Raw genomic sequence first — 21,685 nt, 5'->3', positions numbered from 1 at the left:
CGCTGGTCGCCCGCAGCGCGGGCAATGCACGGCGAGCACGGACCGATTCTACGCCAGCCGCGTCTCGGCGGGTCAAGGCGCCTCGCCGCGCGGCTCACGGCGCCCCCCGCCTCGCCTTGCGCGCGCGCCGCCCCGCCGGCGCGAGCTCGCTGAGCGCGGCCGACAGCGAGGAGAACGTGCCCAGGACGCCGAGGTCGACGCCGACGAGGCTCATCGCGATCTCGGGGCGCACGCCGACCAGATAGACCCGCGCCCCGAGCAGCGCGGACGCGCGGCTGGTCATGCCCACCGTGTCGGCGACCCGGGCATCCACGAACGGCACGCCCGTGAGATCGAGCAGCACGGAAGATGCCCTGTGCCGGCTCACCCCCTCAGACACCTTCTCGAGCACCTGCCTGGCGCGGCCGCCGTCGATCATCCCGATCAGCGGCACGAGCAGCACGCCGGGCAGGAGCGGGATGAGCGGACAGCCCAGCTCGCGCACCGTCTCCGAGAGCGCGCGCTCGATCTCGTACGCCTTCTGCAGGTCGGCGTGCTGCGACGACAGCGACTCCAGCAGCGCGTCGCGCTCCAGGGCCGCACCGAGCAGCGTCCCCCAGATCGCGACCGTCCCCTCGTCTCCGGCCATGGCGACGAGGGTCGGGCCGACGAGCACCAGGATCCCCCAGTCGCGCCGGGCAGAGCGTATCGGCAAGAGCAGCACCATGTGCGTGCCGTCCTCCGCCGACGGCGGCAGCATCGCCGCCGGCAGAAACGCCTCCGGTCGACAGCGGCGGCCGATCGGCGGGGTCGGGCTGCCGTCGCGGCTGTAGGCGCCGGCGACGACGAGGCGCGCGCGCGCCTGCGGATCATCCCACAGCGCGAGGCAGCCCCAGACCACCGTGGTCGTCTCGAGCCACGAGAGCGACCGGGACGCCTGCTGGGTGCCGCCGAGCAGGGCAAAGCTCACATCGTAATTGGTCCTCGCGAGCACCCCGAGCTGGCGGACATACTGACTCTCGGCCTCGAGCCGGGCCCGCGCGATCGCGAGGCGCACGAGCTCCAGGAACGCCTCCACCCGCCGCCTCGCCGTGTCGTCCAGGGACGCGCCGCGCCGCTCGTGAAACTGGCCGAGCAGGCGGATCGTCGCCAGCAACGTCCCCACATCCATCGTGATGTCGACCGCCTGCCGGCAGGCGCCCCCGAGCTCGGCCGCCGAAGGCAGCGCGGCGCCCCGGAGCGCCGCGAAATAGCCGTCGATCAACGACGTGACCGCCGGCCATACCTCGGTCGGCGGGAGGTCGGGCGGGAGCGGCTGGGGCAGGAGCAGGAGCTCGACCATCTGCCGGGCCAGGACGCCGCCGGCGTCCTCCTCGGGCGCCGCGTCCTCCTTGTCGAGGAACTCCTGGATCGTGTTGCACCCGCACGAGCTCCGCACGGCGAGCGTGTTGGCCGTGCGCACGCCCTCGGCCGGGAAGGCCTCGCCGGCGATCATCGACGCGAGGAGATCGCACGCGGCGCTCCCCATCATCTCGAACCGCTGGCGCACCGTGGTCAGCGGCGGATCGGCGCTCTCCGCGTCCGCGATGTCGTCGAAGCCGATGATCGCGAGATCCTCGGGGATGCGGACGCCCGCCGCCTTCAGCAGGGGCATCGTCCCGAGCGCGTTCTTGTCGGTCGCGAAGACCGCCGCCGTGCACCCGGGCAGCCGCGCGAGGAGCGCCGGCGCGGCGCTCTGGCCGCCGCTGTACCAGTTGTTGTCGCTCCGGATGACCAGATCGGGGTCGAAGGCGATGCCCGCCTCGGCGAGCGTGTCCTTGTAGGACGCGAAGCGCTCGCGCACGTCGTATGCATCGAAGTAGCCGACGAACGCGATGCGCCGGTGCCCGTGCTCGATCAGGTGGCGCACCGCGCTCCGCATCCCGCCGTGGTTGTCCGGGATCACGGCTGGACAGGCGACATCGAGGGCGCGCGTGCCGACGGTGATGAACGGGACCCGGCCGCGCGCGAGCGCCTCGAGGCCATGCAGCTCGATCAGGACGATCCACCCGTCCACCTGCTCCCCTGCGAGCGACGGCGCGTGGACCTCGAACGGCGTACCGCGCATCACCAGCGTGCGAAACCCGCGCTGCTGGGCCGAGTCATGGATGCCCAGCAGGACAGGGTTCCAGAACGAGCCGTCGAGAAAGGGGGAGATCACCCCGAGGGTGCGAGGGCGGGCCGCGGCGCCGTCTGCCGGGACATGGAGCGGCGGGGCGTCGGTGCGGCGCGCCGGAGGGAGAGACGAGCGCCGCGCCGGAGGGAGAGACGAGCGCCGCGCCGGAGGGAAAGAAGAGCCGGTGCCGCGCCCCGAGCCCGCCGCCTGCCCCGGAGCGCCGGAAAGCTCGCCCCACTGCTCCGGCACCACGATGCCGCTGTCGCGGCGCCCCTGATCCATCCTCGCGCTCCCTCCCGCCCTGCTCGCCCACGTCCGGCCGAGCCTCTCCACTTCCGTGGCGAGCGCCATCCTTAATCGATTTCGGGCGGGAGGTGAGGAAAGCGACAGTTCCCTGGCGCGCCCCTCACCTCGCCTTGGGCGCGCCCCCGGCCGCCGGCGTGAGCTCGAGGAGCGCCGTCGCGAGCGAGGAGAACGTGGCCAGCTCGCCGAGGTCGACGTCGATGAGGCTCTCCGCGATCTCGGGGCGCACGCCGACCAGGTAGACCCGCGCGCCGAGCAGGGCAGCCGCGCGGCTGGTCATGCCCAGGAAATGGGCGACCTGGATGTCCACGAACGGAACGCCCGTGAGGTCGAGCAGCACGGACAGCGCCTCGTGCCGGCTCACCCCCTCGGCCACCTTCTCGAGCACCTGCTGGGCGCGGCCGTTGTCGAGCATCCCGATCAGCGGCACGAGCAGCACGCCGGCGAGGAGCGGGATGATCGGGCAGCCCAGCTCCCGCACCGTCTGCGACAGCGCGCGCTCGCTCGCGAACGCCTGCTGCAGGTCGGCGTGCCGCGCCGACAGCGACTCCAGCAGCGCGTCGCGCTCGAGGGCCGCACCGAGCAGCGTCCCCCAGATCGCGACCGTCCCCTCGTCCCCGGTCATCGCGACGACCGCCGGGCCGATCAGCACGAGGATCCCCCAGTCGCGCTCCACGGAGCGTATCGGCAGGAGCAGCACCATGTACGTGCCGTCCACGGCCGAGGGCGGCAGCATCTCCGCCGGCGGGAACGCCTCCAGCCGGTGGCGGCTCCCGTTCGCGGGGACCGGGCTGCCGTCGCGGCTGTAGGCGCCCGCGACGACGAGGCCCGTGCGCTCCGCCGGGTCGTTCCACAGCGCGAGGCAACCCCAGACCATCGTGGTCGTCTCGAGCCACGAGAGCGACCGGTACTCCTGCTGGGTGCCGCCGAGCAGGGCGAAGCTCACATCGTAATTGGTCCTCGCGAGCACCCCGAGCTGGTGGACGGAGTGGGTCTCGGCGTCGAGCCGCGCCCGCGCGCTCGCGAGGCGCGCGAGCTCCACGAAGTCCTGCACCCGCCGCCTGGCCGCGGCGTCCAGGGACATGCGGCGCCGCTCCGGGAGCTGGTCCATCAGGCGGGCCGTCGACAGCAGGGCCCCCAGATCGGGCGTGATGGCGATGGCCTGGCGATAGGCTCGCTCGAGCTCGGCGGCCGGGGCGGGCGCGGTGCCCCGGAGCGCCGCGAAATACATGTCGACCACCCGCGTGACCGCCGGCCAGACCGCGGCCGGCGGGGTCTCCGGCGGCAGCGGGCGCGGCAGGAGCAGCTGCTCGACCATCTGTCGGGCCAGGGTGTCGGCGGCGTCCTCCCCGGAGGCCGCGTCCTCCATGTCGAGGAAGTTCTGGACCACATTGCAACCACACGAGCTCCGCAGGACGAGCGCGTTCGCCGTGCGCACGCCCTCGGGCGGGAAGGGTTCGCCGGCGATCATCGACGCGAGCAGCTCGCACGCCGCGCTCCCCATCATCTCGAACCGCTGGCGCACCGTGGTCAGCGGCGGGTCGGTGCTCTGCGCTTCCACGACGTCGTCGAAGCCGATGATCGCGAAATCCTCGGGGACACGGACGCCCGCCGCCTTCAGCTCCGCCATCGTCCCGAGCGCGTTCTTGTCCGTCCCGAAGACGGCCGCCGTGCACGCGGGCAGCTGCGCGAGGAGCGCCGGCGCCGCGGCCCGGCCTCCGCTGTACATGTTGTTGTCGCACGGGATGACCAGATCGGGGTCGAAGGGGATCCCGGCCTCGGCGAGCGTGCTGATGTAGGCGTCGCGGCGCTCGCGCACGTCGTACGCGGTGAAGTTGCCGACGAACGCGATGCGCCGGTGCCCGTGCTCGATCAGGTGGAGCACCGCGTTCCGGACGCCGCCGTGGTTGTCCGGGAGCACCGCAGGACAGCGGAGGTCGACGGGGCGGGCGCCGAGCGTGATGAACGGGACCCCCGCGCGCTCGAGCGCCTCGAGACCGCCGAACTCGACGACGACGATCCACCCGTCGACCTGCTCTCTGCCGAGCGAGGGGGCCAGGACCTCGGACGGCGTGCCGCGCAGCACCAGCGTGCGGATCCCGCGCCGCTGGGCCGACTCATGGATGCCGAGCAGGATAGGGCCCCAGAACGCGCCGGAGAGAAACGGGGCGACGACGCCGAGGGTAGGAGGGCGAGCCGCCGGGTGCGCGCTCTCGGACCGGCGCGCATCAGGGCCGGAGGCGCCGGCGTTTCCCCTGGCCTTCCACCGCGCGGCGCCAGGCAGCTCGCCCCACTGCTCCGGCAACGGTACTGCACTGCCCTGGCGACCCTGACCCATTCCCGACGGCCTCCTGCTCCACAACCTGACCGCCCTCCCCACGACCGCTGAGGACCGGCTACATCGTATACGCTGCGCCGCCGGCCCGGGCGAGAAGTCTTGCGTTCTGCCGTGGAATCCGGCGCGTGACGTCGGACTGCGGACATGGCCGCCCCACACGCTGCGTGCGTGTCGAAGCGCTTCGACGCGTCTCCACGCGTTTCGACGACCGGCGCGCCGCCGGTGCGGGCGAGCTGGTCGGTGGTATCGTCGAGCAATGCAATACCGCGACGAACGAGACGCGCTGCGAGGGCGTGTGGACAGCCTCGAGGAGCAGCTCGCGGCGGCCACGAAGGAGCTCGAGGAGCACCGCGACGGCGATCGGGCGGCGCGCGTCGAGCAGATCGAGCGCCAGATGGCGGAGGCCCGCCGCGTGCTCGACCAGCTCGGCAGGGAGCTCGACGCGGTGCGCGGCCAGCCGAAGCGGTCGTCGGCGGTGCCGCTCCTGGTGACGATGGCGGGCGTGGGGCTCTGCGCGATGGCCGCGAGCTATCTGCTGGCGCGGTCCGGGCGCGAGACGATGGCGATCGTCCAGCAGCCGGCGGTGCCCCCGCCTCCCCTTCCCCTCCCGGAGCAGCCTCCCCTCCCCGAGCCGCCGGCGCCTGTCCCCGAGCCAGCGCAGGCGCCGCCGGAGCCGGCCGCGCCGGCGAGCGAGGCGCCGTCACGGACCGCGACCGCGACCTGGAGGGCGACCGTCACGCGCGCCACGGGGCTCCCCCTCGCGGCCGGCGCGGCGTGCACCGTCGAGGCGGAGCTCGCGAGCTCGGGCAGCGACATCCGCGTGCCGGCGCTCCGGGTCCTCTGCGGCGGCAAGCCGATCTACAGGTCGAGCGATCCGCTGAACGGCATGTCGATGTTCAGCGCCGGCGTGGAGGAGGACTCCGGCCCTGCGCCTGGCACGGTTGCTTATGCCCTCTCGTACCAGGACAAGGGCTCGCGCGCCGGGGAGCGGGCCGAGGTCTCGCTCGACAGCATCCGCAAGGCCGGCGCCGTCTGGCGCGACTCGGTGCCCGCGTACCGCGTCGAGTTCACGCTGGCTTACCAGAGCCTGCCCGTCGCGGGGGAGCCGCTCCTCGACGCGACCCGGAAGGCGCTGCGCCGGTCCGCGCGCGTGACCGAGTCCACGGGACCGAGCCCGGTGAAGGCGGGCGCGAGGTGCGCGCTGCTCGTCTCGCCGCTCCCGCGAGGCGGCAAGTGCCTCACGCGCCTCGCGTGCGCCGGCCGCATGCTCTACGGCGCGGGCACGACCGGCGTCTCGGAGTGCACGGTGGAGGGCGACAAGGTCGTCCGCGTCCACGACGGGAACACGACCCCGAACGGCGGCGACCCGGCGTTCGAGCTCGACGCCGCGACGGGGCGCGTCACCGTCAAGGACGAGGCGGGCGGCGCCGCGTGGACGGTCGGCCTGCAGCTCGATCCGAGCGGCTGAACGCTTGTCGCCGGATCCCGCATCGTCCAGTCCGCCCATCCGGGCGTGACGTCTCGCATTGCGTCATAGGCGAGTATGCCTATGCCTCAGGGCCGACGCATAGGCGAGTATGCCTATGCCTCGGCCCTGAGGCATAGGGTACGACCTCGTTGCGGTCACCCTCATCGGTGATGCGAGGACGGACGGCGATCTTAGAATAGAGAGGCGAGGACGAATGAAAACGCTTCGCAATTTCGGCGTGATCGCTCCAGGGCTCGTTGCGCTCGCGGCGTTCGCGGCGCTGGGCTGCTCCAGCGAGGGAGAAGCGACGACCGAGGCATCTTCCGGCGGCAGCGCAGGAGGGCCCGGTGGGCCCGGATCCAGCGCATCCGGCGCCACGGGTGGCTCGTCGGCAACCGGTGGCCCGTCGGCGACCAGCGGCTCGTCGGGGGCGGTCAGCGGCGCAGGCGGCAGCGGCGGGCGCCCGGACTCGGGGGAAACTGGCGCGGGCGGCGGGAGCGTTGCCGGCTCCGGATCGAGCGGCGCTGGAGGAGACGCGCAGAGCGCGGGCTGCGGCAGCGCGACCGCGCCGAAGAGCGGCCGTTTCAGCATCGATGTCGGGGGCACGACGCGCGAGTACATCCTCGCCGTGCCGGACGGCTACGATCCGAACCACCCTTATCGGCTGATCTTCACCTGGCATCCCCGAGGCGGCTCGGCCCAGCAGGTCGCGACCGGGTTCGGCGGCGGCTACTACGGCCTCCAGAGTCGCGCCAACGGCTCGACGATCTTCGTCTCGCCCGAGGGCATCGACCAGGGCTGGGAGAACCCGGGGGGCCGCGACATGACGTTCCTCCGCGCCATGCTCGACCGCTTCCGCGCCGAGCTCTGCATCGACGAGAGCAGGATCTTTTCGACGGGGTTCAGCTACGGCGGCATGATGTCCTACGCGGTCGGCTGTGCGATGGGCGACGTCTTCCGCGCCATCGCCCCCATGTCCGGCGCGCTCTACAGCGGCTGCGAGGACGGCGACCATCCCGTGGCCATGTGGGGCTCCCACGGCAACGCCGACAGCGTGGTTCCGGTCAAGAACGGTCAGAGCGCTCGCGATGTCTTCCTCGAGCGAAACCACTGCGGTCAGCAGACCACGCCGGTCGAGCCGAGCCCCTGCGTCAGCTACGAGGGCTGCGACGCGGGCTACCCCGTCGTCTGGTGCGAGTTCGACGGGGACCACGCCCTGCCGAACAACTCCGGCGCGTCGATCTGGAGCTTCTTCTCGCAGTTCTGAAGCGGGCGTCGCTCGAACCAGCGCCCCGTTTCAGGGTGCATCGAATCGCAACGTGCGATTGAACGGATGGGTCCGGCAATGGTGATCAAGAATCTGCCAGCGAAGCTCTTGATAACTGGAATCCTGGGCATCTGCTCTGGAGGCTGTGGTTCGTCGACCGACGATACCAGCGGAGGGACGACGAGCAGCAGCTCCGGCGGCGCGGCGTCGAGCGGTTCCGGCGGAGCGACCGGCACGGGCGGCGACGCCGGTGTGGGCGGCGCGGGTAGCGGAACCACCGCGGGTAGCGGAACCACCGCGGGCAGCGGAACCACGGGAACCGGTGGCGCCGAGGAGACGGGCAGCAGCAGCGGCGGCGCAGGCGGGGCGCCCGGCGCCGGCGGCGGCGACAACGGCAGCGAGGAGGCGACGATCGTCCCCGATCCCTCGTGGACCTGCGGGATGCCGAACGGCATTCCGCTCCCCACGCGCGGCGAGCTCGTCCTTCGGGCGACGCTCCAGCTCGGCCAGACCCACGATGTCGGGACCACCCAGTTCGGACACCGCCGCCTCCTCGACGTGAAGGGGGGCACGCTCACGGGCGACAAGATCCAGGCCACGTTCCTCACGGGCGGCATGGATCTCGAGCTCACGCTGTCGAACGGATCCGTCGAGCTCGAGGAGATCAACATCCTGAAGGCGAGCGACGGCACCCCCATCTTGCTGCGGACCTGCGGCGTGGCCGCCGCCGGCGATGACGTCGTCCGGATCGTCCCGGACTTCGAGGTCGCCACCTCGAGCTCGCTCGCGTGGCTCAACACCGGGAAGTTCGCGGGCACCCGCGTCGTCGACGCCGCGGCGGGCACGATCCAGCTCGACATCTACGACATCAGCAAGGTGGACGCCGGAGAGCCGAAGATCCAGCTCAAGGATCCCGCGGGCGTCCCGAACCAATCGTGGGAGTGCTCGACGGCGACCGGGGCGAAGGGCTCCAGCGTGTTCACCGAGTCCGTCTCGCTCGGCGCATCCGTGTCTGTCGGCGCGAGCAAGCGCGGCACGCGCAACATCATTCCCATCACCGGGGGCACGGTCACCGGCGGAATGCTGCTGAGCGGCCTGTCGGGCTCGGTGCTCCCCGGAGGCGCGGATTACCAGCTCATCGGGTCGACCACGGTGCTGGACGCCCGGTACGCGCTGTCCTCGAAGGACGGCGAGGTCATCGTGGTGAGGAACTGCGGACCGTTCGGCGCGCTCGTGCCTGTCTTCGAGACGCGCGCGGACGGCCCCTATGCGATCCTCAACACGAAGTCCTATGTGAGCTCCGACCCGGGTGGCGCGGCGGGCGGCGGGGTGAGCCTCACCTTCTACGAGCGCAAATAGAACAGCAGAGCCGCGGTGACACCGGCGCCTCCGGGAGGCCGGAGCACACCGACCACGGAGACTGGCACCTCGGGTAAGGCTACCAGGGCCTCGGGATGTGGTCGGCCATCGCCTCCGACGTCTCCCGCGCGGCGCGGACCGCCGCGAGCCAGTGGACCTGGGCCGGATCGCCGTCCCATGGCGGCGCCTCGCGCCAGCGCGCGTCCCAGTACTCGCGCGCGGCCGCCTCGGCCGTCGCGAGCTCGCTCTCGTCCTCGGGCGCGTCCTCGACGCGATCCGCGAAGGCCAGCCATGGTTTCGCGTCGTCGTGGAATGGCCTCAGCGAGGGTGGCGCAGGCTCCCCGTCGAGGATTCCGTCGCTGCTCCGGAGATATGCCTCGTAGGCGCTCTGCGCCACCGCATCGCGCCGGTGGACGGTGACCCAGTGCGCGCACGACTCGCGGTACGCCTCGGCCCACGCGCGATCGTCCTCGGGCACATCATCGCGCCACGCGCTCGCATGGAGCTCGCGCAGTGCTCGCTGGCTCGCCTCCACGTCCTCGCGACTCGCGCCGCTCGCGCGCCATGCGGCCACGAGGGCTCGCTCGCGAGCTGCGCTCGGCCCCAGCAAGTTCGCCTCCGCCTGCTGGCGGTACCAGTGATAGGGAGGATCCACCATCCGGGGGATGTTCCTCTTCGTGGAGAAGGGTCTCTGGCTTCGTCCCAGCCGGAAGCCCCGCTGGAAGGCGCGGAGCGCCTCGGGGCCGTGGCTCTGGGCCACATCCTCGGCCGTCAGCAGCTTCCAGAGATAGGTCCTGTCCAGGCGCGCGAGCGCCTCGGCCTCCGTGGTGGGCTTTCGCTCGAGAGCCCCATAGCCGGCGACGAACGCGCGCTTCACGGCGGCGATCAGCATCGGCCACGGCGGGGCGGCTCTGCCGTCGACCCAGTGGTGGAACTCTTTCCGGTGCGCCTCGGCCCACGCGCGATCCTCCTCCTCTGACAGATCGTCTCGCCATGCCGCGCCGCACACCTCGCCCAGGTTCTGGAGGTAGGACTTCCATTTTCGTGGGTCCTTGGTCCTGAACATGACCGACCCATTGCCCGCCTCGTGCACGACGAGATGACGTTTCACGGTTGATCCCCTATCGCCCAAGAACCTCGTCATAGAGGTCCTCGTACGCGCGCGCCATGCGGTCGAGCCCGAACCGCTCCATCACCCGCGCCCGCCCGCGCAATCCCATCTCCGCGCGATCATCCCGCACCGCCACCGCCTCGAGCGCGCCGGCGAGGGTTTCCGGCGCTCCAGGCGGCACCAGCATCCCTGTCTCGCCATCCACCACGATCTCCGGATTGCCCCCCACCCGCGTCGCGACGATAGGCAACCCCGCCGCCGCCGCCTCGATGAGCGTCAGCGAGATCCCCTCCGTCAACGACGCGAGCGCGAACACATCGAAGGCCGGCAGCAGCTCTGCCACGTCCCCGCGCGTCCCCGTGAACGTCACCGCCCCGCCGAGCCCGAGCCGCGCCGCCTGCGCCTCGAGCGCAGGCCGCCGCGGGCCGTCGCCGATCAGCGTCAGATGCGCGTCGGGCCGCGCCGCGCGGAGCCGCGCGAACGCGTCGAGCAGCGTCGCGTGGTCCTTCTCCGGCGACAGCCGCGCGACACACCCCACGTGGTAGCCCGACGCCGGCACCCCGAGCCGCGCCCGCGCCGCGACCGCGTCGCCCGGCCGGAACACGTCCGTGTCCACGCCGTTCAATATCGTCACGACCTTGGCCGGATCGACGTGCTCCACCTCGAGCGCGACCGCGCGCGCGTCGTCGCTCACCGCCACAACCCGGTCCGTGAGCGCCGCGGCCAGCCGGTTGACCAGCACCTTTCGCTTCTGCTTCGGGTAGTTGCGCCCGTGCTTCGTGTGGATGACGCGCGGCCCGCCGCCGCCGGGGAGCGCCGCCGCCCGCGCCAGGGCCGCCGCGAGCGCGCCATAGAGGTGCGGCCCCGGGTTGTGCGTGTGCACGAGCCCGATCCCCTCGCGGCGCAGCCACGCCGAGAGCCGCACCGGCAGCCCCGGGTCGAGGCCGGGCTTCCGCGAGAGCACCACGAGCGGCACGCCGAGCCGCGCCAGCTCCTCGGCCAGCGCGCCGGGCTCCTGGAGCGCGCACACCACCGGCGCGAACCGGTCGCGCGCCATCCTGTCGAGCAGCCGGAGCACCACCCGCTCGAGCCCACCCACGTTGAGCGACAGCACGACGTGGGCGACCTTCGCGGGCCGGCCCGGCGCGGCATACGGCGCCGGCCGGACCCCGGGCGCTCCGATCATGCCGCGGCCTCGCGGCCGAACTCGATCGGCACCTCGGTCATGGTGAAGCGGAACTTGCCGCCCGATGTGACCGGGATGTCGCTGACGAGCTGCACCCGGATGTCCGCCCGCTCCCCGAGGAACCGGCGCAGATCGCGCTCGATGGCCTGCGACGTCTCCGGCCCGTACCCCTCGCCAGGGATGATCTTGATCGTGATCGCCCGCGTCTTGTCCTGGTGGACCTGATACCGCTCCACCGTCGGATTGTCCTTGAAGAAGTAGGGGAAGAACACGGACGAGAGGAGCTGGCCGTCCGTCCCGACGATCATGTCGAGCACCCGCCCCTCGACCGAGGCGAGCAGCGGCAGCCCGCGGCCGCAGGAGCAGGCCTTGTCGGCCGCGACCACCACATCCTCGTTCTTGTAACGGATCAGCGGCATCGACCGGCACACGAGATCGCTCAGGATCACCTCGCCCGGCTCGCCGGGCCGCGCGTGCCGGCCGCCGCGCACCACCTCGAGGAAGACGTTCTCGATGTTGAGGTGCTTGCCCTCGTGGCGCTCACACTCCGCGCCGATCAGCATCATCTCCCTGCATCCATAACGGTCGTAGACCGGCGCCTGGAACGCCCGCTCGATCACCTCGCGCTGGTGAGGGAACAGCCGCTCCGCCGTCGCGATGATCCCCTTCGGCGTGGGCAGCCGGTGCCCGGTCTCGAGCGCATAGCGCGCCGTGTAGTAGAGTGGGCTCGTGTACCCCACAACGAGGTTCGGCTGGTAGCGCCGGATCTCGTCCACCACCCCCGCGAGCCGCTCCTCCGCCAGGTTCCACGCGCTGACCGTCTTCTTCCGAATCAGCGCCTCGTGCAGCGTGCGCTTCGCCTTCTTCCAGCGGGGCTCCAGGGTCGGAATCCCCCAGATGTACAGCTCCTTGTCCCCGATCCGGCCGCCGGCCCACGCGTCGGAGCGCAGGGCCGCGGCGCTTCTACACTCGTATGTCGTGTGATCGTAAAAGAAGCGCGCCGGCTCTCCGGTCGATCCGCCCGTACCGCTCCTGAAGAGCTTGCCGCGCCACCCATCAGCGATGAGCTCGCTGCCGTGCGCGCGGAGATCGGCTTTGGTCAACACCGGAAAGCGCGCGAGATCCTCGGGCGCGTGCACGTCCTTGACCCGCACCCCGTATTCGGCGAAGCGGCGCCGGTAGAAGGGCACGCTCTGCTCGGCAAAGCGGAGGGCCGCCAGCATCTTTCTCCAGTTGAGCTCCCTGAGCTCGCGCTCCGGACGCCACTGGGACCGCTCCAGCTCCCCCAGGTAGGCCAGCGTGGCTCTCCCTCGGAGTTTCGTCTCGTAAAACGGAAAGAGCACGTTCCGAAAGAGGGCTGAATACATGGCTGCTGAGGATTCTTTCGAACCTCGGCCACACAGTCAAGCAACCGCGGCCGGGTCGCCGCTTCCCCACGCACGCGCCACCCACGCCCCGCGCACGCCCTACCCACGCCCCACCCACACGTTGCACACGCTCCTCCACCCGCAGCCACGATTGGTTACCGCGGAGATGGCGTGAGTGAACTCCTCATGACAACGGCTCAGCTCGACGCGCTCACCGGGGCGCGGTGACATACGCGCTGCGCGTCGCCCTCGCCCGCCGGCGCAGCCGGGCGAGCCAGCACACATGAGCTCTTCAGCTCTTCCGTCCGCAGCGCGGCCGCGACTCGCGGCCTCACTGCAGGGTGGGCTCCGCTTCTTGCTGCCAGAGCGCCGCCAGCGCGAACGTCTTGGCGTTCTCCGGCACGGCCTGGCAAAAGCTCTGCCGCCGCGCCGGGTCCTGGATCCATTGCGCCCGCGCGACGAGCCGCTGCATCGCCACCGTGATCGCCTCGCGCGCCGCCTCGTGGTGGCCGCAGGCGCGGAGCGACTCGGCATACACGAGCCGGATCTGCGCCTCGCCCTCCTCGGTCCCGCCGACCGACACGAGCAGACCGAGCCCGCGCCGAGCCGCCTCGAGCGCCTCCTCTGCCCGGCCCTGCTCGAGCAGCACCCGCGCGCGCACCGAGAGCGCGTGCGCCTGGAGCGTCGGCACGTGCGCCAGCATCGCCACGGCCGCGCCCGCCTCGTTGTCCGCCGCGTCGAGGTCGCCGAGCCGCGTCAGGATCGCCGCGAGGTACGCCCGCGACCGCGCCTCCTGCCGCCGGTTCGCCTGCGCCACGAAGGCGTCGATCGCCTCGGCCGTCGCCGCGCGCGCCGCGCCGAGATCGCCCTGCTGGATCCAGAGCAGGCCCTGGTTCTGCTTGGCGAACGCCGCCACGTTGTAGAGCCCGATCCGCCCCGCCTCCGCGAGCGCGTCGCGCAGCTCGGCCTCGGCGCGGCCGTACACGCCGAGCTGCAGCAGGCAGTGCGCCGCGTTCACGCGGCTCAGGCACGCGTTCCTGAGGTCGCCTGTCTGGAGGTAGGCGGGGATGCTCTGCTCCGTGCACGCGAGCGACGCCGCAGGGTCGCCGTAGCACAGCGCCCGCGACGCCCGGAGCGCGTGGATGCGCGCCGCCACCGCCGCGTCGCGCTCGGCGAGCGGCATCGCCACCCGCGCGAGCTCCTGCACGATCTCCTCCGCCGCGGCGTACTGGCCCCCGTGCAGGAGCGACCCCGCGATGCGCGCCAGCGCGCTCACGGAGGCGCCGGTCGCCTCCCCGACGTCGATCCACGAGCCGCGGTCCCCGCTGCCCGGGCCGGCCCCCCGGAGCTCCTCGACGAGATCCGCGAGCCGGTCGCCCATGCCGAGGCGCACGCGCATCGACGCGGCCTCCCCGGCCGCCGCGTACCAGAGCGCGCTCTTCCGGGGGAAGCCCCGCATCGCCATGACGGCGCACCGCTCGGCCTGGGACGCCTCGCCGAGCCACTTGTGCGCCTCGGCCTGGACGAGGCGCAGCGCCGCGAAGAACTCCCCGTCCACGTCGGCGCTCGCGGCCCCCTGCTCGGCGCGCTGGATCGCGGCGCGGAAGTCGTTCGCCCCGAGCGCCTGCTCCGCCGCGCGCCGGAACCAGACGACCGCGCGCTCGGCGTCGCCGCCGCGCTCGAAGTGGTCCGCCAGCAGCGCCGCGTCGCGCTCGCCGGCCGCGTCCAGCCACTCGCCGGCGAGCAGGTGGCCGAGCGCGCGATCCTCGTCCGTGAGCGTCGCGTACGCCGCCTCGCGCACGAGCGCGTGCCGGAACGCGTACTCGTCCTCGCTCCGGAACTTGCCCTCGCCCCGCCGCGCGATGAGCTCGCGATCGACGAGCACCGCGAGCCAGCCGTCCACCTGGGGGGCGCGGCGCTCGCCGCCGAGCAGCGCCATCAGCCCCCCGCGCCAGAACTTCTGGCCGAACACGCTCGCGGCCCGGAGCACCCGACGCGCCTCGCCGTCGAGCGACTCGAGGCGGGCCTGCACCATCGACAGCACCGTCTCGGGGAGCGCCTCGGTCCGGCCCGAGGCGGCGGCGCGGATGAGCTCTTCCAGGTAGAACGCGTTGCCGCCGGCCCGCTCGCACAGGCGCGCGCAGAGGTCGGGCGTCACGGCGTCGCCGAGCACCTCGCGCACGAGCCGCTCGCTCCCCCGCCGCCCGATCTCGCGCAGCCGGATCTCCTGGACGCCTCGCGAGACCCACACCTTGGGGAAGACGGTCTCGACCTCCGGCCGCGCCAGCGCGAGCACCATGAGCGGCTGGTCGCGGAGCGCGAGGGCCGCGTCGATGAGCTTCACCGTGGGCACGTCGCCCCACTGGAGATCCTCGAGCACGAGGAGCACCGGCTCGGCCCGGCACTCGGCGAGCACGAAGTCCTCGAAGGCGCGGCGGATCTGGTCGCCCATGAGCATCGGGTCGCTCCGCGCGGCGCGCAGCTCCACCCTGCCCTCGTCGGAGAAGCGGATCCGCGCCACCTCACCGAGGAACTCGGTCACGCGGTCGAGGTCGGCGTCGCTCAGGTACCGGCCCACGCGGGCGCGGAGGCGCTGCTCGCGGACCTCCTGCGGCTCGCCGCCGGAGAGCCCGGCCTCGCGGCGGAGCATCTGGCGCAGCATCCCGAAGGGCGAGCCGGCGCTCATCGGGTCGGCGTGGCCGAGCCAGACCTGCACCCGGTCCTTGCGCTCCTCGACGCGGCGCAAGAACTCGTAGCGCAGCCGGCTCTTGCCGAGCCCCGCGGGCGCCGTGATGAGCACCGCGCGCGCGGTCGGCTCGGAGACGCACTCGTCGAGCACGGCGTCGAGGATGGCGAGCTCGTGGTCGCGCCCCACGAACGGCGTCGTGCGCCCGAGCAGCGTCCGCGCGGCCTCGACGAGGTCGCGCTCGGCGCGGAGCACGAGGCCGGTCGCGTCGCCGCCGACCTCGAAGCGGGCGTCGAGCAGGCCGGCCATCACCTCGTCGAGGCGGATCGACCCGCCTTCGGCGCGGTCGAGCAGCCGCACGGCGCGGTCGATGGTGGGCCCCATCGGGAGCCGGTCGTCGGCGGAGCCGCGGCCGGCGACGAGGGCCATCTGCACGCCGGGCAGGAGGTCCCGCACCTCGATCGCGCACCGCGCCGCGCGGGCGGCCTGGTCCGTGATGAGGCCGCGCCCCTCGAGCGTGATGAGCAGGAGCCCGTCGGCAAGCGTCTGCAAGGCCCCGCCGAAGCGCGACGCCACGCGCTTCACCTCGTCCTCCGGGACGGTGCGCGCGAGGGGCACCGTCATCGGGAGCGTCATCGGCATGGTGGGCCCCTGCCACGAGGGGGCCTCCGGCGCCCCCACGCGCGCGAGCATCAGGCACAGCGTGCGCCGCTCGCCGGTCGTGAGCGCGCTCGCGCGCCGGCTCACGGGCGCGGGAGGGGTGCTCTTGATCTCGCCGACGCGGAGCAGCTCGAGCGCCACGGCGGCGCCGTTCGCGGGCCGTTCCGCCGGGGCCTTGGCGAGCATGCGCGCGACGGCCATGTCGACGTTCTCGGGGACGTCGGCGCGCAGGTCGCGGAGGCGCGGCGCCTCGTCGAGCACGACGCGGAGGAGGGCGGTGTGGATGTCGTCGCCGATGAACGGCGGGCGCCCGGTGAGGCAGTGGAACAGGACGCAGCCGAGCGCGAACACGTCGGCCTGGGTGCCGACGTCGCGCTCGCCGCGCGCCTGCTCCGGCGCCATGTAGAACGGCGTGCCCATGACGACGCCGGTCATCGTGAGGGGCGCGAGCGACGTGAGGCGGGCGATGCCGAAGTCGAGGAGCTTGACCTGCTCGACCGACTTGTCGACGAGGTACAGGTTGCTCGGCTTGAGGTCGCGGTGGACGACGTTGTTGCGGTGCGCCTCGGCGAGCGCCTCGGCGATCCGGAGGCCGAGCGTGACGCTCTCGGCGATGGTGAGCCCGCGCCGGCGCAGCCGGTCGCCGAGGCTCTCGCCCTCCAGCCACTCGAGCGCGAGCCAGGGCTCGCCGCTCTCGGTGGCGCCCTGCGCGATGTACCGGACGATGCCGGGGTGCCGCAGCTCGGCGAGCACCTGCGCCTCGCGCGCGAAGCGCTCGCCGTGCTCGAGGCCGCGGCCCGACATGACCTTGAGCGCCGCCGTCTCGCCGGTGTGCCGGTCGAGAGCGCGGTAAACGGAGCCCATCCCGCCCGACCCGGCGAGGCGCTCGATCAAGAAGCGGTCGGCGACGATGTCCCCGGGTTTCATCGGGACGGCGAGTATCACACGGAGCCCCATGGGCGAGGCCAGATCCCGGCGACTCCCGGCGACGAACCCGCGGCAGGGCGCCTGCGAGCCGGCTCACTCCCCACGGCCAAGGTGTGATAGGGTGCGCGCTATGTCTGCGATAGTCCTGCCCTCCGTCGAGCTGCTTGCGCCGTACGAGACAGGGAAGCCTCTCGACGAGCTCGCGCGCGAGCTCGGCGTGACGGACGCCGTGAAGCTCGCCTCGAACGAGAATCCGCTCGGCCCGAGCCCGCGCGCCCTCGAGGCGGCGCGCCAGGCGCTCGCGAACGTGCACCTCTACCCGGACGGCGCGGCCTACCGGCTGCGCGAGCGGCTCGCGGCGGTCCACGGCGTCACGATGGAGGAGATCGTCCAGGGAAACGGCTCGAACGAGCTCCTCGACCTGATCGTGCACACCTTCGCGACGCCCGGGTCGCACATCGTGTTCGCCGACCCGGCCTTCGTCGTCTACAAGCTCGCCTCGCTCGCCTACGGCGTCCCGTTCACGGCCGTACCGCTGCGCGACCTGCGGCACGACCTCGAGGCCATGACCGCGGCCGTCACGCCGAAGACGCGCCTCCTGTTCATCGCGAACCCGAACAACCCGACGGGCACGCACGTCGGCCGCGCCGCGGTCGAGCGCCTGCTCAGGGAGGTCCCGCCCGAGGTGATCGTGGTCATGGACGAGGCGTACATCGAGTACACGGACGCGCCGGATTTCCCGGACTCCCTGCGCCTCCGCGGGCTCCGCGAGCGGCTGCTCGTGCTCCGCACCTTCTCGAAGATCTACGGCCTTGCGGGCTTCCGCGTCGGCTACGCCGTGGGCCCGGCCCAGCTCATCGACTACATCAACCGGGTGCGCGCCCCGTTCAACGTGAGCGCGCTGGCGCAGGCGGCCGCCGTCGCGGCGCTCGACGACGCCGAGCACATCGAGAAGAGCCGCGCGCTGAACCTCCGCGAGCGCGACCGGCTCACGCGCGAGCTCACGCGGCTCGGGCTGTCGGTGGCGCCGAGCCAGGCGAACTTCGTGCTCGTGGACGTCGGGCGGCCGGCGCGCCCCGTGTACGACGCCCTGCTGCGGAAGGGCGTCATCGTGCGGCCCTTCGGCAACCTGCCGACGAGCCTGCGGGTCACCATCGGCACCGAGCGCGAGAACCAGCGATTCCTCGACAGCCTGTCCGACGTGCTGGCCTGACCCGGCGAGTGGCGCGCTACCAGCGCTTCGCCTCCGGCGGCGCGCAGCGCACTGCAGCGCGCAGCATGCCGCCGAGGCGCAGCGGCACGAGCGTGACGAGCCCGCGCTCCTCCGCAGCGCCGGGGCGCGCCGAGGGGTTCTCGTAGACGTGCAGGAAGTCGCAGCCGCCCGCCGGCTCGGCCGCCGTCTGCCCGACCTCGAAGACGAACGGGCCACCTCGATCGTTCGCCTCCGGGTCGAACGAGGAGGCGAGCCTGGACATGAGCTCGTCCGCGCCCTCCGGCGGGCTCGTGCGCGCGATGTCGACGAAGCGCGAGAACAGCGCATAGCTCGACGGGTGAGCCACCGAGCACAGGCAAAACACGGGTCGACCCGGGTGGGCGAGCATGTACCGGATCAGGCGCAAAAGGACGTGGCGGAGGACGTCATCGTCGCCGGCGTGCTCGCCGAGCGCCCCGGACTCGCCACGGAAGATCGCGATCTGCGGGCCGGAAGGCTCCGGATCCATGATCTGAACCGCGAAGTAGCCGGTGATCTGGCTGTCAGCGCCCCTGTGGACCACGACGGCGCCGTGCTCCGCGCCAGCGTCGATGACGTGGGTGGCGAAGCTCTTCTCCCTCTGCGCACCCTCGAAGATCACGCGGCGTAAGCCATAGAGCTCGTCGATGAGCTGCTGTCTCTGATCCCAGGACATCTCACGTGGAACAAAAACCTCGACGGAGGTCTGGTCTTTCATCGAATCCTCCATGCCTGCCCATCCCGTCGCCGACCTCGGCCGCGGGACGGCGGTCCGCCGGGCGCCGTCAGCGTCGCAGCGTCGTTCATGCTGTCGGCGCCAGCGGCATCGGCGCCATCACATCCAGCAATGGTGGTGCCACGGTGCGAGGAGCGGCGATGACGCCGCGGTCCTCCCCTCATCGTCGGCCGTGCGCCACGCACGACGCGCCAGCCCGGCCCAGACGAGCTCGTCGGCGCGGCGGCGCGGCGGCGCGGCGGCGCGGCGGCGCGGCGAACCTGACGGTCCATCGCGGCGCGTCCGCTTGTATCGCCGGACCGCACAGCAGGACGGGTGAGGCCGGCGTGCATCAGCTCCGCAGGCATCAGGAACGCTGGAGGACCGCGCGACCGAGCCATCCATGCAACGAGACGCTCGCGGCGCGCCGCCCTCAGCGCCTCGTGACATGCGGCCGCGAGCGCGATTGCCCGCTGGCAAGCGGTGCTTTACGGTCGCGCTCAATGAACCGCATGCGTCGAGCCCGCCTCTCCCGCCTTCCCTTCGTGCTCGCGCTTGCCTGCGGAGCCCTCCTCGCCTGCACCGCATGCTCCGGCAGCGGCGGCGCGCCGGGCAAGGCGCCGGCCAGAGCGCAGGGCGAGGCGCCCGCGCCCGCGCCGCAGGGCGAGACGCCCATCGCGCCGACCCAGGCCTCGCCCGGGCCCGCAGCGCCCTCGACCGACTTCCTGGGCAAGCGGCCGGCCACCTCGCTGCTCTCGGGTCGCCTCGCGGTGCGGCTGCCCGAGGGGGCGCGGATCGAGGCGCGCGCGCGCTCGGTCATGGCCGCGGCGGAGCCGGACGAGGACGAGACCCGCGTGGTGCTCGACGCCGGCGACGAGCGCTTCGTGATCATGGCCTACGAGCTCTTCGCGCTCGGCGGAAAGGATCCCGAGGGCGGCGTGCGCGCCGCGGCGGCCACGGACTTCCCCGGGGGCGGCGCCACGGTGGAGCCGCTCGGCGTGTCCGACGAGCAACTCAAGGCCTGGGCCGTGTTCCCCAAGAGCGCGGATCGCGGCAGCGTCGCCATCCCGGTGCTCGTCCTGTACGTCCTGCACCCGGACGGCTTCGCGCAGATGCTCGCCTTCTACGTCAATCCGCCAGCCGCGAAGGACGCGGCGGGCTGCAGCGCGCTCGCGGCCGGCGCGGGCGCGCTGCCGGCGGCGCCCGGCGAGCTGCCCCGATGCACGGCCTTCGCGCGCGCGATCGCCGCCACCGTGAGCGCGGGGCCGCGGCGCCTCGACGCGGGCGGAGGAGAGCGCACCCTCAAGGGACAGGGCAGCGAGGACAGCTTCCTCGTGAAGGTCCCGGCAGGCGCGAGCACCACCGCGCAGCGCGGCCCGGACTTCACGGTGCACCGCCTGCGATTGCCCGTGGAGCTCGGCGCGCCGCAGTCCGCGATAGGCATCTATGTCGGTGGTCACCCGTCGTTCCAGTACAACCAGAACGAGGCGAAGGTGACCCCCACGCCCAGGCCAGGCAAGGTGTTCGGAAAGGCGATGAGCTGGCAAGTCTGGCCCATGAGCCCCACGCGCGTCATGGCGGAGGCGATCCTGCCGCACCCGAAGATCAAGGGCCTGACGTTCACCTCTTCGCCGGCGCCGCGGACGACAAGGCGCTCGCGCCGCTGCTCGACATCGCCGCCTCGCTGCGGGTGCCCTGACGGCCCGGGGCGCCGCCGAGGCGCGGACCTGGCGTGAATCGGATGGGCAGGCGGGTCGGGCCGTGCACGTGGATCGCCCGGCGCGGCTCCCACGGCGCGTCGCTGGCGAGCTCGAGGCCACCGAGCCGCGCGACCAGATCGGAGAGCGCGATCCTGGCCTCGAGGCGCGAGAGCGGCGCCCCGATGCAGAAGTGGATGCCGTGCCCGAACGCGATGTGCGGGTTGGGATCGCGCCCGATATCGAAGCGGCCAGGGTCGAGAAATTGCTCCGGATCTCGGTTCGCGGCGCCGATCATCGCCAGCACCGCCTTGCCGGCCGGGATCACCTTTCCGTGCATCGGGACATCGCGCCTCGTCACGCGGAACATCGCCTGGACCGGCGAGCGGTAGCGCAGCACCTCCTCGATCGCGGAGGGCAGCAGATCGGGCGCGGCCCGGAGGCGGGCGAGCTCGTCCGGGTTCTCGAGGAAACACAGCATCGCATTGCCGATCAGGTTCGTTGTCGTCTCGTGGCCTGCCACGAGGAGGAGCTGGAAGAAGCCCAGGATCTCGTCCTCGTTCAACCGCTCTCCGTCCACCTCGGCCTCGACGAGCCTGGTCAGGAGATCATCCTCCGGCGCCGCCCGCCGCTGCTCGATGAGGCCTCTCAGGTAGGCCTGCATCTCGGCCGTCACCGCCGTGAACTCGACGAGCGCCCGGGCCGCCTCCTCGCTGCCGGAGACCGTATAGCTGAGGTCCAGGATCGCGTCGCTCCAGCGCTTGAACCGCGGCTGGTCCGCAATCGGGGCGCCGAGCATCTCGGCGATCACCAGGAGGGGGAGCGGGACCGTGTAGTCCTCGGCGAGGTCCATCTGGCCGCTCTCGATCGTCCGGTCCAGGAGCTCGCGCGACAGCCGCCGGATGCGCGGCTCGAGCCCCGCGACCGCGCGCGGGGTGAAGGCCCGCATGACGATCGCGCGCAGCTTGGTGTGGCGCGGAGGGTCCGAGAAGATGAGCCACTCGGCGGTCCTGGTGCCCGGCGGCGACACGACCGAGCTGAACGCCTCGTGATCGTGGAGCGCCCGCTTCACGCCCTCGTAATCGAAGATCATCCACGCGTCGGACGGCGGGTAGTGGAGCACGGGAGAGCGGCTCCGGAGCTGGTCGTACACGGGGTAAGGGTTGCGGCGCATCTCTTCCGAGAACAGGTTCATCGCTCACGACCTCCAGCGGAGGCCAGGGTAGGATCAGGGGT

General features: G+C 72.4%; 13 protein-coding genes. 5 read left to right on the top strand and 8 right to left on the bottom strand.

Annotated features, from left to right (window positions below; all coding sequences use genetic code 11):
* Positions 1-94 precede the first annotated feature (94 nt).
* Entirely contained in the window at positions 95-2,416 is a 2,322-nt protein-coding gene (locus tag POL72_RS18020) for a substrate-binding domain-containing protein (RefSeq protein ID WP_272097935.1), read from the bottom strand.
* A gap of 124 nt (positions 2,417-2,540) precedes the next feature.
* Positions 2,541-4,775, bottom strand: coding sequence for a substrate-binding domain-containing protein (locus POL72_RS18015; RefSeq protein ID WP_272096644.1), 2,235 nt, complete (start codon positions 4,773-4,775; stop codon positions 2,541-2,543).
* Between the two features lie 295 nt (positions 4,776-5,070).
* Between POL72_RS18015 and POL72_RS18010 the strand changes: the two genes are divergently transcribed.
* The 3 genes from POL72_RS18010 (at position 5,071) to POL72_RS18000 (ending at position 8,869) form a co-directional block, all read left to right on the top strand.
* Positions 5,071-6,243 (top strand): hypothetical protein, encoded by a 1,173-nt coding sequence (locus POL72_RS18010; RefSeq protein ID WP_272096643.1) that lies wholly within the window; start codon positions 5,071-5,073, stop codon positions 6,241-6,243.
* A 214-nt stretch (positions 6,244-6,457) separates the two neighbouring features.
* Entirely contained in the window at positions 6,458-7,510 is a 1,053-nt protein-coding gene (locus tag POL72_RS18005) for a CE1 family esterase (protein ID WP_272096642.1), read from the top strand.
* 78 nt (positions 7,511-7,588) lie between these two features.
* A complete protein-coding gene (locus POL72_RS18000) occupies positions 7,589-8,869 on the top strand; it encodes a DUF3237 domain-containing protein (RefSeq protein WP_272096641.1) in 1,281 nt (426 codons plus the stop codon).
* A 79-nt stretch (positions 8,870-8,948) separates the two neighbouring features.
* Here the strand turns inward: POL72_RS18000 and POL72_RS17995 are convergent, their stop codons facing one another.
* The 4 genes from POL72_RS17995 to POL72_RS17980 form a co-directional block, all read right to left on the bottom strand.
* Complete coding sequence (locus POL72_RS17995; RefSeq protein WP_272096640.1) at positions 8,949-9,980, bottom strand: hypothetical protein; 1,032 nt, start codon at positions 9,978-9,980, stop codon at positions 8,949-8,951.
* Positions 9,981-9,990: 10 nt separating this feature from the next.
* The gene (locus tag POL72_RS17990; protein WP_272096639.1) at positions 9,991-11,166 is read right to left on the bottom strand and encodes a glycosyltransferase family 4 protein; all 1,176 of its coding nucleotides are present in this window, start codon (positions 11,164-11,166) and stop codon (positions 9,991-9,993) included.
* Positions 11,163-12,533, bottom strand: coding sequence for a phenylacetate--CoA ligase family protein (locus tag POL72_RS17985; protein WP_272096638.1), 1,371 nt, complete (start codon positions 12,531-12,533; stop codon positions 11,163-11,165). Before POL72_RS17985 ends, POL72_RS17990 begins: the two co-directional genes overlap by 4 nt.
* A 331-nt stretch (positions 12,534-12,864) precedes the next feature.
* Entirely contained in the window at positions 12,865-16,806 is a 3,942-nt protein-coding gene (locus POL72_RS17980; RefSeq protein WP_272096637.1) for a protein kinase domain-containing protein, read from the bottom strand.
* Positions 16,807-16,936: 130 nt separating this feature from the next.
* Here POL72_RS17980 and hisC point away from each other — a divergent pair, with 130 nt between their 5' ends.
* Positions 16,937-18,019 (top strand): histidinol-phosphate transaminase, encoded by a 1,083-nt coding sequence (gene hisC, locus POL72_RS17975; RefSeq protein ID WP_272096636.1) that lies wholly within the window; start codon positions 16,937-16,939, stop codon positions 18,017-18,019.
* A 16-nt stretch (positions 18,020-18,035) separates the two neighbouring features.
* Here hisC and POL72_RS17970 read toward each other — a convergent pair whose 3' ends face one another.
* Positions 18,036-18,755: a hypothetical protein gene (locus POL72_RS17970; RefSeq protein ID WP_272096635.1), complete on the bottom strand. Its 720-nt coding sequence runs from the start codon at positions 18,753-18,755 to the stop codon at positions 18,036-18,038.
* 509 nt (positions 18,756-19,264) lie between these two features.
* On the opposite strand from POL72_RS17970, the gene POL72_RS17965 reads away from it, so the two are divergent.
* Positions 19,265-20,488, top strand: a complete 1,224-nt coding sequence (locus POL72_RS17965) for a hypothetical protein (protein WP_272096634.1) — start codon at positions 19,265-19,267, stop codon at positions 20,486-20,488.
* Here the strand turns inward: POL72_RS17965 and POL72_RS17960 are convergent.
* Positions 20,373-21,644: a cytochrome P450 gene (locus tag POL72_RS17960; RefSeq protein WP_272096632.1), complete on the bottom strand. Its 1,272-nt coding sequence runs from the start codon at positions 21,642-21,644 to the stop codon at positions 20,373-20,375. The genes POL72_RS17965 and POL72_RS17960 overlap by 116 nt on opposite strands.
* Between the last annotated feature and the right edge of the window lie 41 nt (positions 21,645-21,685).

Origin of the sequence: Sorangium aterium, assembly GCF_028368935.1 — a bacterium.
GTDB lineage: Bacteria > Myxococcota_A > Polyangia > Polyangiales > Polyangiaceae > Sorangium > Sorangium atrum.
The sequence above is the reverse complement of the archived record's forward strand: the minus strand, read 5'-3'. Positions and strand labels throughout refer to the sequence as shown.

Bases quoted from the DNA above. Each gene is read 5' to 3' on its own strand.
- POL72_RS18020 (WP_272097935.1), bottom strand. From the start codon at position 2,416: ATGGATCAGGGGCGCCGCGACAGCGGCATCGTGGTGCCGGAGCAGTGG.
- POL72_RS18015 (WP_272096644.1), bottom strand. From the start codon at position 4,775: ATGGGTCAGGGTCGCCAGGGCAGTGCAGTACCGTTGCCGGAGCAGTGG.
- POL72_RS18005 (WP_272096642.1), top strand. From the start codon at position 6,458: ATGAAAACGCTTCGCAATTTCGGCGTGATCGCTCCAGGGCTCGTTGCG.
- POL72_RS18000 (WP_272096641.1), top strand. From the start codon at position 7,589: ATGGTGATCAAGAATCTGCCAGCGAAGCTCTTGATAACTGGAATCCTG.
- POL72_RS17990 (WP_272096639.1), bottom strand. From the start codon at position 11,166: ATGATCGGAGCGCCCGGGGTCCGGCCGGCGCCGTATGCCGCGCCGGGC.
- POL72_RS17985 (WP_272096638.1), bottom strand. From the start codon at position 12,533: ATGTATTCAGCCCTCTTTCGGAACGTGCTCTTTCCGTTTTACGAGACG.
- POL72_RS17980 (WP_272096637.1), bottom strand. From the start codon at position 16,806: ATGAAACCCGGGGACATCGTCGCCGACCGCTTCTTGATCGAGCGCCTC.
- hisC (WP_272096636.1), top strand. From the start codon at position 16,937: ATGTCTGCGATAGTCCTGCCCTCCGTCGAGCTGCTTGCGCCGTACGAG.
- POL72_RS17970 (WP_272096635.1), bottom strand. From the start codon at position 18,755: ATGAAAGACCAGACCTCCGTCGAGGTTTTTGTTCCACGTGAGATGTCC.
- POL72_RS17965 (WP_272096634.1), top strand. From the start codon at position 19,265: ATGCGTCGAGCCCGCCTCTCCCGCCTTCCCTTCGTGCTCGCGCTTGCC.
- POL72_RS17960 (WP_272096632.1), bottom strand. From the start codon at position 21,644: ATGAACCTGTTCTCGGAAGAGATGCGCCGCAACCCTTACCCCGTGTAC.